This is a genomic window from Alteromonas sp. R7, from assembly GCF_055755235.1.
On sequence record NZ_JBVTQX010000002.1, the window covers coordinates 446,030 to 458,323 of the forward strand.

At 45.8% G+C, this 12,294-nt stretch carries 10 protein-coding genes; 7 read left to right on the forward strand and 3 right to left on the reverse strand.

All coding sequences use genetic code 11. The annotated features are described in order from the left end of the window. Window positions 1–10: 10 nt before the first annotated feature. The 7 genes from surA to AC0J2X_RS04820 all read left to right on the forward strand — a co-directional run bounded on the left by surA (window position 11) and on the right by AC0J2X_RS04820 (window position 7,481). Window positions 11–1,324 (forward strand): peptidylprolyl isomerase SurA, encoded by a 1,314-nt coding sequence (surA, locus tag AC0J2X_RS04790; protein WP_258312597.1) that lies wholly within the window; start codon window positions 11–13, stop codon window positions 1,322–1,324. Window positions 1,325–1,337: 13 nt separating this feature from the next. Further along, window positions 1,338–2,324 (forward strand): 4-hydroxythreonine-4-phosphate dehydrogenase PdxA, encoded by a 987-nt coding sequence (pdxA, locus tag AC0J2X_RS04795; protein ID WP_014975694.1) that lies wholly within the window; start codon window positions 1,338–1,340, stop codon window positions 2,322–2,324. Then, entirely contained in the window at window positions 2,321–3,148 is an 828-nt protein-coding gene (gene rsmA / locus AC0J2X_RS04800) for a 16S rRNA (adenine(1518)-N(6)/adenine(1519)-N(6))-dimethyltransferase RsmA (RefSeq protein ID WP_014948308.1), read from the forward strand. Before pdxA ends, rsmA begins: the two co-directional genes overlap by 4 nt. Before the next feature lie 7 nt (window positions 3,149–3,155). Next, window positions 3,156–3,530 (forward strand): Co2+/Mg2+ efflux protein ApaG, encoded by a 375-nt coding sequence (apaG, locus tag AC0J2X_RS04805; protein ID WP_278711975.1) that lies wholly within the window; start codon window positions 3,156–3,158, stop codon window positions 3,528–3,530. Window positions 3,531–3,537: 7 nt separating this feature from the next. Continuing rightward, window positions 3,538–4,365, forward strand: coding sequence for a symmetrical bis(5'-nucleosyl)-tetraphosphatase (locus tag AC0J2X_RS04810; protein WP_049586127.1), 828 nt, complete (start codon window positions 3,538–3,540; stop codon window positions 4,363–4,365). A 282-nt stretch (window positions 4,366–4,647) separates the two neighbouring features. After that, window positions 4,648–6,672 carry a HAMP domain-containing methyl-accepting chemotaxis protein gene (locus AC0J2X_RS04815; protein WP_278711974.1) on the forward strand — a complete coding sequence of 675 codons (2,025 nt, stop codon included), beginning with the start codon at window positions 4,648–4,650 and terminating at the stop codon, window positions 6,670–6,672. 227 nt (window positions 6,673–6,899) lie between these two features. Beyond that, entirely contained in the window at window positions 6,900–7,481 is a 582-nt protein-coding gene (locus AC0J2X_RS04820; protein WP_014975692.1) for an SOUL family heme-binding protein, read from the forward strand. 64 nt (window positions 7,482–7,545) lie between these two features. Here AC0J2X_RS04820 and lysC read toward each other — a convergent pair whose 3' ends face one another. From lysC to acnB, 3 genes are all read right to left on the reverse strand, one after another. Then, window positions 7,546–8,895, reverse strand: a complete 1,350-nt coding sequence (gene lysC / locus AC0J2X_RS04825; RefSeq protein ID WP_014978350.1) for a lysine-sensitive aspartokinase 3 — start codon at window positions 8,893–8,895, stop codon at window positions 7,546–7,548. Window positions 8,896–8,955: 60 nt separating this feature from the next. After that, a complete protein-coding gene (locus AC0J2X_RS04830; RefSeq protein ID WP_014948302.1) occupies window positions 8,956–9,405 on the reverse strand; it encodes a DUF192 domain-containing protein in 450 nt (149 codons plus the stop codon). A 72-nt stretch (window positions 9,406–9,477) separates the two neighbouring features. Next, the gene (gene acnB, locus AC0J2X_RS04835; RefSeq protein ID WP_156077915.1) at window positions 9,478–12,090 is read right to left on the reverse strand and encodes a bifunctional aconitate hydratase 2/2-methylisocitrate dehydratase; all 2,613 of its coding nucleotides are present in this window, start codon (window positions 12,088–12,090) and stop codon (window positions 9,478–9,480) included. Between the last annotated feature and the right edge of the window lie 204 nt (window positions 12,091–12,294).

The window sequence follows — 12,294 nt, forward strand, 5'->3', positions numbered from 1 at the left end:
CAGCGCTTAAATGCAATCAACCAATAATAAAAGAGTGTGTATGAAGTTCATTATCCGTGCATTGATGTTAGGTGCCCTACTCTCGTTTAACAGTGTTGCGCAAGAGGTCATGCTTGACCGCGTGGCCGTAATTGTTGACCAAGGTGTTGTGCTTGAAAGCGAAATTGATGCCCTTGTACAAGACGTTAAACGCAACGCAGAAGCTAATAATCAACAGCTACCGTCAGATCGTGCGCTTCGTACACAGGCAATTGAGCGTTTAATCACTAAGAGCCTTCAGCTTCAAATGGCAGAGCGTATGGGTATTCGCATTAGCGACCCACAGCTCGAGCAAACCATTAGCAACATTGCAGCGAATCAAAATGCAACGATTGAAGAACTTCGTGCCCAATTAGCGGCAGAAGGTATTGCATACGATGATTACCGCGAAGACATTCGCGAAGAAGTTATCATGGGTGAAGTTCGCCGTGCTAACGTACGTCGCCGTGTTTATATTACACCTCAAGAAATTGAAACCTTGATTGACCTGATGGAACAGCAAGGCGCTACTCAAGCTGAATATCGCTTAGGTCACATTCTTATTGGTTTCCCGCCAGAGCCTACAGATGAAGATATTCAATCGGCACGTGAGCGTGCAGACAAAGTCATTTCACTATTAGAGTCAGGCTCTGATTTTGCTAAAATCGCCATTGCGTCATCATCAGGTAACGAAGCGCTCGAAGGCGGTGACATGGGCTGGCTTAACATTAACGCCATGCCGACGCTTTTTGCTGAAGCTATTCAAAACAAAGACAAAGATGCTCTTGTTGGACCTATTCGAAGCGGTGCAGGCTTTCATATCCTAAAAGTATTAGATACGCGCGGTATTGAGAAAGTCACGGTGGAAGAAGTAAACTCTCGCCACATTCTTGTTAAGCCGTCAATCATTCTTAGCGAAGACAAAGCTAAAGCCATGCTAAACCGCTTCAAGGAAGAGGTGAAAAATGGTGAAGCTGATTTTGCAGAGCTAGCTAAAGAGCATTCAGAAGATCCTGGTTCAGCCCTTCGCGGTGGCGAGCTTGGCTGGTCGGATCCAAATAATTACGTGCCTGAGTTTAAAGACGCACTTGCACAGCTTGAGCCTGGAGAATTTAGTGAACCTGTTCGTACCGTGCACGGCTGGCATTTAATTCAGCTTATTGAACGTCGTATTGATGACGCTACCGATAAGCGCAAAGAAGATAAAGCTTACCAGCTTATCTTCAACCGTAAATTTTCAGAGGAAACCGAGAACTGGTTACGTGAGATGCGTGATGCCGCTTACGTAGAAGTTGTCGACTCGTAACAATAAGTTATTCATGAGTACACCAATTAAAATAGCAATAACGCCGGGAGAACCGGCAGGTATCGGGCCAGATTTGATCATAAAACTGGCCCAGGAAGCATGGCAAGCGCAGCTTGTCGTGTTTGCCGATGGCGAAATGCTCAAAGCACGAGCAAGCGCCTTGGGGCTGCCATTAACGCTAATCGATTACGATGCCACTAACCCGCAAATTCAAGATGCGGGTTCGTTGTTTATAAAGCAAATAGATAAATCCGTTGACGTTACGCCAGGCGAGCTTGATAGCGAAAACGGGTTATACGTAGTAGAAACTCTGCGCCAGGCGTGTCAGGCAAATATGGATGGCGACTTCGACGCCGTCGTTACCGGCCCCGTACACAAAGGCATTATCAACAAAGCAGGGGTATCATTCAGCGGTCATACTGAGTTTTTTGCGTATCAGTCCAATACCATTGATGTGGTTATGCTTCTGGCAACTGAAGGTCTTAATGTAGCGCTTGCCACCACGCATATTCCCCTTGAGTATGTAGCGAAAGCTATCACCCGAGAGCGTCTTCATAAGGTCATTCATATCATCAACACCGACCTTAAATTGAAGTTTGGCGTTAAAGAACCTCACATTTATGTGTGTGGCTTGAACCCTCACGCGGGTGAAGATGGTCACATTGGCACTGAAGAAATTCATACCATCATTCCGGCGCTTAACGAACTAAGAGAAGAAGGCTTAAAGATCACAGGCCCTCTACCTGCAGACACCATATTTCAACCCAAATATCTGGAAAATGCTGACGTAGTGCTGGCTATGTATCACGACCAAGGCTTACCCGTGCTAAAATATAAGGGTTTTGGGGCTTCAGTGAATATCACGCTAGGGTTACCTTTCGTTCGTACATCGGTAGATCACGGTACTGCATTAGACTTAGCAGGAACAGGTGAAGCCGACGCCGGTAGTTTCAGAAAAGCATTGGAAAAAGCCATCGAGCTTGCACATCATCAACAATGAGTAAAACACACTTAGGCCATACGGCCAGAAAGCGATTCGGACAAAACTTCCTTCACGATGATTACGTGATAGGCAAGATTGTTGCGGCTATCGCGCCAAAAAATGAACAAAACCTGGTAGAAATTGGACCCGGTTTAGGCGCATTAACAGATCCTGTTTGTGAAGAAGTAGATGCACTCACAGTCATTGAGCTAGACAGAGATCTTGCTAAGCGATTGAGACACCATCCATTTAACGGCAATAAGCTAACGGTTATTGAACAAGATGCAATGACCATGGACTTTGGCGCCCTTTCTAAAGAAATGCCAGTCAAAGACAAAAAGCTTCGCGTATTTGGTAACTTGCCCTACAACATTTCGACACCACTAATGTTTCACCTTTTTGATCATGCTCACTGCATAGAAGATATGCATTTTATGCTTCAAAAAGAAGTGGTAAACCGCTTGGCAGCAGGACCAGGTTCTAAGAATTACGGCAGGCTTTCCGTTATGGCGCAGTATTACTGCCACGTCATTCCGGTACTCAATGTTCCGCCGGGTGCCTTTAAGCCACCCCCGAAGGTTGATTCTGCAGTAGTGAAGCTAGTGCCGCATCAGGCTCCGCCAGTAGACGTTGAGTCTGTAAATACGCTTGAGCGCGTCTGTGCGCAAGCGTTCAACCAGCGCCGAAAAACCATTCGCAACTCGCTGAAAGACAGTTTAAGTGAAGAGGAGATCCGTGAGCTAGGTATCGATCCTACCTCTCGCGCAGAAGTATTATCACTTAACGATTTTGCCACAATAGCAAACGCTGTGTCGGCAAAAGAGCACCAACAAGAGCAGTAAGTTCTCTATGGATGTACTTGATATTAAGGTGCGGGTGAAAACCCGTCACCTTCCCGACCACCTTCCGTCAGATTCAAAGCAATTTGCCTTCGCGTACCACATTACGATTGAGAACAATAGCGACCATACGGTGCAATTACTCAGTCGCTACTGGAAAATTACCGATGCAAATGGCAAAACATCAGAAGTTGAAGGTGATGGGGTTGTAGGCAAGCAACCTATCATGAAAGCGGGCGAGCATTTTGACTATACCAGTGGCGCTGTCATTGACACACCGGTTGGGAATATGGAAGGCTACTATGAAATGGAATTAGAGAGCGGCGAGCGTTTTCGCGTTCCTATCGACGTTTTCCGATTAGCCATTCCAAGTATTCTTCATTAAGGTTTCTATGTCGCAAGGTAACACGTACGTCATTGGTGATATACAAGGCTGTTACGATGGTCTTCGTCGCGCGTTAGATAAAGTAAAATTCGACGAAGAAAACGATACGCTACTCGCAGTAGGTGATTTAGTTGCTCGAGGAGAAGATTCTTTGAGCACATTGCGCTTTTTAAAGTCTCTCGGCAGCCAGTTTAGCAGTGTTTTAGGAAACCACGACCTTCACTTACTTGCCGTTGTAAACGGCATCCGCAAAGCAAAAAAATCCGACAAATTAGAGCCTCTACTTAATGCTTCAGACTTGGCCGAACTTATTGACTGGTTGCGTCAGTTCCCGTTGGCAATGAAGTTAGATGAGCAATCAGTAATGGTGCATGCTGGACTCTATCCTAAATGGTCTATCGATGAGTGCGTTTCACTTAGTGACGAAGTTAGCAACATCCTAAAATCCGACAATTACGCTGCTTTTCTTTCAGAAATGTATGGTAATAAACCCAACAACTGGTCAGATAAACTTAAGGGTAATGAGCGACTGCGTTTTATTGTGAATGCGTGTACGCGCATGCGTTTTGTTCATACCGATGGCACACTCGATTTTGATAACAAATCTCATCCCAGCGCAGTATCCCACAGCACTAGTAGCACGTTAAAACCATGGTTTGAAGTAGAGAATAAAAAGCTCGGTGACGATCAACGAGTGGTATTTGGGCATTGGGCAGCTCTGTCGGGCCAAACAAACAGTCATCAATTTATCGGCTTAGATACAGGCTATGTTTGGGGGCAAAGCATGACTTTGCTAAACCTGAACTCCGCTTCGCTTGTGAGTGTTTCTGCCTAAAACCAGAGTTTACTGGCTCCGCAATTATCCAATTCGCACATATTTACGTGTATAATTTTACGCATCAACTGGTATTACCAGTTAAACTTTCTACACTTAAGTGCTAAATAAAATAAACATTAAGTTATTGTAGCCGATACACTTACTTACGATAGTAACGATAATGTCTCATTATCTACTCAGTAATTAAGCAAACTAGCTTCTTTAATCGCTATATTTTGTTTGCTGAGACGGGTAATATCGTTAGGGATAAAAATAAAAAACACTCATCCAGGAGTTCCGATGAAAATAACGGTAGCCACACGCGTAATCGGGGGATTTGTAGCGATTAGCGCACTTCTGATCGTCATTAGTGTTGTTTCACTTTATAACCTCAACTCAATAGGCTCAGCAACGGAAGAAGTAAATGACGTTGCATTACCCACAGTAGCAGGCAGCAATGCACTTAAAGCCAGCTTTCTCAATATGGGCCGACTTACCTTCGAGAGCTACATCGAAGAAGATCTAAATGGCTTAAAAGACAAACGAGCGTCTTTTAACTCTGCCAAAGACACCTTTGAGAGTGAATATAAGAAACTGGCGCAGGCCGTTAATAACGAGCCTGAACTAAAGAGCACGCTGAATACTGTACGTGAGTCATATGAAGCATATATCACCAATGTTGAAGCGATGTACAAAAATCACCAAATGTATCTTGATATACGCAACACAATTCAAGACAGACTGGGTGACGCTGAAGACAACGCAGACGATGCATCTACCTACCTTCTAGACTTCTCAGACTTAGATGCTGTTCAGCGCGACCCTAACCTACGACGTGCGGCAGAAATCGGCAGTCAACTTGAGACGTCGCTGCTTTCTTTGCTAACGGTTTCATACGAGTACATTAAAACAGAGACACTGGTTCGTTCACAGACGCTAGGCAACGAAGTTGATTTGGTTGTCGAGAAAGTGGTCACGCAATTAAGCGACATGATGCAAACTGCGGGCGGCCGCGATGATTCTGGTACTCTTGATGATATTAACGACTTGGTTAACAACGCAATCAATGCGATTAATGCTAACGATGGCGTGGTTCAGCTTCATGTTGATCGTCTAGAGCGCAGAAATGATGCTGAAAAAGCGCTTAACGCTTCAGACTCAAATATCGCGCAAGCGGTTGTCGCTCTAGAAAACCTGCTCAATCTTGCAGACAAGAAAGCGTCACATGTAGAAAGTCAGGTTAACGGCGCCATTGCGACGGGCAACACGTTCGTTATTGTGGTTGTTATTATCTCGATTGCAGTAGCAGCATTTATTGGCTACGTGACCGTTCGCGCAATCACACGTCCGCTTTATCGTGTAAATGAACTTCTGACGGTGGCTTCATCGGGTGACCTTACTCACCGTCTAGACGATTCGGCGCAAGACGAATTTGGTCTTTTAGCCCGAAACTGCAATACGCTAATTGGAAACCTGAAGGAGCTCATTACAGCCATTAACGTTCGTGCTGAACAGCTGGCAGCCGCCTCAGAACAAACGTCTGCAGTGACGGCGCAAACGACGCATTCAATTCAGGATCAGAAATCACAAATTGGCCAAGTAGCAACAGCAACCACAGAAATGCACTCTACGTCGCAGCTGGTTGTGCAAAACGCTGAAGATACACTAAGTCAAATTCGCCATGCGGATGCTGAGGCTGAGAACGTGCGCCAAATCTCACTAGAGAATAAGAACACCATTGAGATCTTATCTCGTGACGTTCAAGAAGCGGCAGACGTCATCAATAAGCTTCATCAAGACAGCGCAAGCATTGGTGGCATCTTAGACGTTATCCGTGGTGTTGCAGATCAAACCAACCTGCTCGCCTTGAATGCTGCTATTGAGGCAGCGCGTGCTGGTGAACAAGGTCGAGGCTTTGCGGTTGTTGCTGATGAAGTAAGAACCCTCGCCAGCCGAACTCAAGAATCGACACAAGAAATCAACGCAATGATTGAAGTGCTTCAAGCGGGTGCTGAAAAAGCGGTATCGGTGATGAACCAAGGTAAAGAGCAAACTGCGGCGTGTGTGGCACAAACTGAAAAGGCTACACAGGCGTTGGATATCATCTCAGACGCCGTTCACAAAGCCCATGACGTGAGCTCTCAAATTGAGCAGTCTGCCCGTGAACAGAATACGGTATCACAAGAGATCAGCGAAAAGCTTGAAACTATTGTGGGTATCGCTGAAGAGACGACAGCTGGAGCACAGCAAACGTCTGAGTCTAGCCATGAAGTGGCTCGACTTGCTGAAGAGTTACAACAGTCTATCAGACAGTTTAAAGTGTAACGCTTTTTACAAACCTGTTTTAAGAAGGGGCTTTTAGCCCCTTTTTTGTGTCCGACAATTAATCTGGCACACTTTAGGAATGCATAGATAGTTACTTTAGAACCGTTTAACTGAGCATTAATCGGCTTTAATTCGTATAAGGACTATTCGTAACAAACCACTAAAAAAGAATGATATTTTCCCGTTTTCGCTTGCCTCTTTTCATTACTACTTTATTGGTGTCAACAATGATCCAGGCTGAGCCATCATATTACAAAGATACAGAAACCCTTCCCTATTCCATTATCGAGACCCTTGATGAAGATATTGAAGTGAGGCATTACAATGAAGCGTTAGGCGTAATGTCTAGTGGGAATGAAGATAACGGAGCATTTCAGCTACTCTTTAATTATATCTCTGGTGAGAATACATCCAGTAGCAATGTGTCAATGACGTCCCCCGTAGAAGTTGGAAAGCGCTCTCAAGAAATTGCAATGACCTCTCCTGTCGAAGTCTCATCTTCAGAAACAATGATGTTTTTCTTGCCCAGCAAATATGACATTAAAAGCGCTCCTGTGCCTACGCACAAAGATGTATCGCTGGTTACTGTACCAGCGAGAACGGTAGCCGCTATTCGTTATTCAGGTTTCAACAAGGACAGCGATAAGAAGCAGTATACGAATAAACTGCTTAAAGCCCTTAGGGACAATAATATTGAGCTTGATGGTGAACCTAGCTATATGGGCTACGACTCGCCTTTCACCCTACCGTGGAATAAACGTCACGAAATCATTGTACCGGTCGACATTTTGAAATCATCTACAAACTGATGTGAAATAAAAACGGCCGCCTTTAAGGCGACCGTTTTTTGGGGTCATTCAGCACATTAGGTGCTTATTCAAATAACGCCGTGTGAAGCTTGCGAACCACGTCGTCACTGTCGGTCTCGTTAACCAAGAACGATAGGTTGTGCGGGTTGGCGCCAAAGCAAATCATACGCAGGTTGAAATCTGAAACCGCAGCTAAAATCTTGCTAGAAACACCAACAGCGGTTTGCATGTTGTTACCTACAACCGTGACAAGGTCGTAACCTTTTTCTACTTTCACATCACAGATAGTTTCAAGTTCAGCAATGGTTTCTTTGTTTAGTCGCTGAGCCACAGAGTTTGCAGGGTTATCAAGGGTAAAAGATACCGAGATTTCTGACGTGGTAACCAAATCAACACTTAGCTTGTGCTTAGCGATGATGGCAAATACCTGCTGTAGGAAGCCTTGCGCATACATCATCTTAGGTGTTTTCACTGTCACCATTACCTGCTCTTTACGGCGAGTAATAGCGCGATACGGTGGTTCGTGCTCACAATCACGCACAATCCAAGTACCGCCCTTTTCTGGCTCCTTACTAGAGCCTACAAACACCTTTATGTCCTTGCGAAGCGCAGGCTCCATAGTGGCAGGATGTAGTACCTTGGCACCAAAGGTGGCCATTTCCGCCGCTTCTTCAAAGCTGAGTTCAGGTAACGGATGAGCAGCTGGCGTGATGCGCGGGTCAGTTGTGTACACCCCTGTTACATCAGTCCAAATCTCACACGATTCGGCATCAAGCGCTTCAGCAAGTAGCGCCGCCGTAAAATCTGAACCACCACGACCTAGCGTTGTAGTACGGCCTTCCTCGTCAGCACCAACAAAGCCTTGAGTAACCACTATCGCGTCTTTAATTTCAGGTGCCAGCAATTGTTTAGACAGCTTTTCGATTTCTTCGATTTGCGGCGCACCTTCTCCAAACTCACTGTCCGTACGTAACACCTTACGTACGTCAAAGTTCATGGTTTTTACGCCCTGCTCTGCAAGCACTGAAGAGAACATCAGCGATGACATCCGCTCACCCATTGAAAGCAGCTGATCTTTTAAATCATCACGGTGAAGGATTTCTTCATGAAACGCTAAGCTTCGCATTTCATCTAACAAGTCGTTGAGTTTTGGCTCAACCGTGTCTTTATCTTTCAACTTGTTAAGAATGGCAAGCTCAATATTGATAATGGCCTGACAGGTCTCTTCAATTTGCTGTTGCGTCATAGGTGTGTGCGCTAAGCTTACCAGGTGATTGGTTACACCTGCCGCAGCGCTCACTACCACAATGCGCGTTTTGTCATTACCGGCAACAATTCGGGCGCAGTTTTGCATTACTTCGTAATTCGCAACGCTAGTTCCACCGAACTTAGCTATCGATAAGGCATTTGTCACTATATTTAACTCCAGAATAAAACTAGCATTTCGCTAGCAGCAACCGCGCCTTTTGCGCGGTTAATCAATCGTTATTTGGTCGCCTACTTTAATATTATTCTCGGCAAACCACCCTTGGTTCATTTCCAACGCGTAAAGTACCTCTTTCGATGATCCGACCGACTCCAAACTATGCGGAGTGAGAGGTTTTATATCCGTTATTACGCCTTTTCTGTCGATAAATGCTACGTCTAGAGGAACAAAGGTATTTTTCATCCACATGCCCGCAAACTTTGGGCTAGAAAACTTAAAAAACATACCGCAGTCTTCACACAAGGCTTTGCGAAACATAAGACCCTGTGCGCGTTGTTCAAAGGTTTTGGCATACTCAACTTCATAGTGCTTGCCGCCAATCTCAAGTGTAATGGATTCAAAGTCCACTGAATTCAGCGACGATACAGGGTCAACCTGCGCTTTTGCACACCCTAAGGTTAATACAAGTGCAGCAACAATAAAGAAAGATTTTCCCATTAGACATTCCTTTTCGCCATAAAAAAAGCCGGTCACCTTAACGGTCACCGGCTTTGTAGTTTATACACTATTTTAAGCAACATTCAATGTTGGAATAATGCGCGCTTTTGCTTCTTCCTCAGCCTTTTTAAAGCTAGGCATTTTGTCGAAGTTTAAGTAGCGGAATACTTCACCCGACATTGCGTTAATTTTGCTAGCGTATTCCATGTACTCTTCAGCAGTTGGAATGCGCCCAACAATGGCACCCACCGCAGCAAGCTCGGCTGAAGTCAAATAAACATTTGCCCCATCGCCCAAGCGGTTAGGGAAGTTTCGAGTAGACGTGGAAAGCACCGTTGTGCCCGCATCCACCCGTGCTTGGTTACCCATACATAGTGAGCAGCCGGGCATTTCTGTACGTACGCCTACGCGACCATAAATATTGTAATAGCCCTCTTCCATTAACTGGGCTTTGTCCATCTTAGTCGGTGGTGACATCCATAAACGGGTTGGCAGTGTTTTGTTGTATTGCTCAAGTAGCTTACCGGCTGCGCGGAAGTGACCAATGTTTGTCATACATGAACCAATGAAGACCTCGTCTACCTTATCGCCTGCAACGTCAGATAAGGTTTTCGCATCGTCAGGATCATTAGGGCAGCACACAATTGGCTCTTTAATATCGTTAAGGTCAATTTCGATTACCTCAGCGTACTCAGCATCTGCATCGGCGCGCATCAACTCTGGGTTAGCTAACCATTCTTCCATTTTCTGCGCGCGACGCTCTAGCGTACGAGGGTCGCCATAACCTTCGTTAATCATCCAGCGTAGCATGGTAATGTTTGAACGCAGGTATTCAGCAATCGACGTTTCAGATAAGTTGATAGTACAACCGGCTGCTGAACGCTCCGCCGATGCGTCAGAAAGCTCGAACGCCTGTTCTACGGTTAAGTTCTCTAGTCCTTCGATTTCTAAAATACGGCCAGAGAAGGCGTTGATCTTGCCTTTTTTCTCGACCGTTAATAGGCCTTGTTTGATGGCGTACAGCGGAATGGCGTGTACTAGGTCGCGTAGCGTAATGCCCGGCTGCATTTCTCCCTTAAATCGCACTAGTACCGACTCGGGCATATCTAGCGGCATAACGCCAGTAGCCGCAGCGAACGCGACCAGACCTGAACCCGCAGGAAATGAAATACCCAATGGGAAACGAGTATGCGAGTCACCACCCGTGCCTACTGTGTCAGGCAGCAGCATGCGGTTTAACCAGCTGTGTATAATGCCGTCACCAGGACGAAGCGATACGCCACCGCGGTTCATTATAAAATCAGGCAGCGTGTGCTGCGTTTCTATATCCACCGGCTTTGGGTAAGCGGCGGTGTGACAGAATGACTGCATGGTTAAATCGGCAGTAAAGCCAAGACAGGCTAGGTCTTTAAGCTCATCGCGGGTCATTGGCCCTGTGGTATCTTGCGAGCCCACGGTTGTCATTTTAGGTTCGCAGTAGGTGCCTGGGCGAATACCGTCGACACCGCACGCCTTACCCACCATTTTCTGCGCTAACGAGAAACCCGCGCCGCTGTCTTTTGGCTGTTCAGGCGTACGGAATAAATCCGTTGGGCCTAAACCTAGTGTCTCACGCGCCTTCTCGGTAAGGCCACGGCCAATAATCAGGTTGATACGTCCACCTGCGCGCACTTCATCCAGAATCACCTTCGACTTATAGCTGTATTCTGCAAGAAGTTCACCGGTTTCATGGTTGGTGATTTTGCCTTCAAACGGATAGATGTCTATCACATCACCCATGTTCATTTTTTCCACATCGGCTTCAAACACCAATGCACCGGCATCTTCCATGGTGTTAAAGAAGATAGGCGCGACTTTTGAACCAATGCACACACCGCCGCCTCGTTTATTAGGCACACCCGGTAAGTCTTCACCAAAGAACCACAATACAGAGTTAGTTGCCGACTTGCGTGACGAGCCGGTTCCAACTACATCACCGACAAACGCTACGGGATACCCCTTACTTTTGACTTCTTCTATTTGCGCCATTGGGCCTTTAACACCAGGTTCTTCTGGCTCTAAACCTTCGCGGGGCATCTTGTAAGCTGCCAGGGCGTGCAGAGGAATATCTGGGCGAGACCATGCGTCAGGGGCTGGCGACAAATCATCAGTATTCGTTTCACCTGTTACTTTAAACACGGTGTAAGTGATTTTATCGTCCATTAACTTGCGCGACGTGAACCACTCACCTTCAGCCCAAGATTTAATGATGTCAGTGGCATGCTCGTTACCCGCTTTGTGCTTTTCTTCCACATCGTGATAAGCGTCAAACATTAAAAGAGTATGTTTCAGCTCTTTCGCTGCCAACGGCGCAAGCGCGTTATCATCAAGTAGCTCCACTAAAGTGGCAATGTTGTAGCCACCGTGCATATTTCCTAGCAGTTCAACGGCTTTCTCTTTAGAGATAAGCTCACAACTGTCTTCACCTTTTGCGATTGCACTTAAAAACCCAGCTTTAACGTAAGCTGCCTCATCAACCCCAGGCGGTACACGTTCTGACAGCAGTTCTAAAAGAAACTCCCCTTCGCCTGCTGGCGGGTTCTTTAATAAATCAACCAGGCCAGCTACCTGTTCAGCGTTAAGCGGTTTAGGTGGAATATTTTGAGCGGCACGTTCTTCAACGTGATTGCGATAGTCTTGTAACACAGTCTCTTCCTCTAAGTTAGCTTGCGCAATGGGAGTAAACGGTCTTGTACGCACTTGACGCAAGGTGTGTTTAATAAATCATCAACAGTATAACTTCACGGGCTCATTTTTTAAATTTAGCGCCCTTTTAATTCACTTATAATCGCTATTCATACCATTACTTTTAAACGACAAAAGCGATTAAAAAGAAATAAGCAAAGTCAT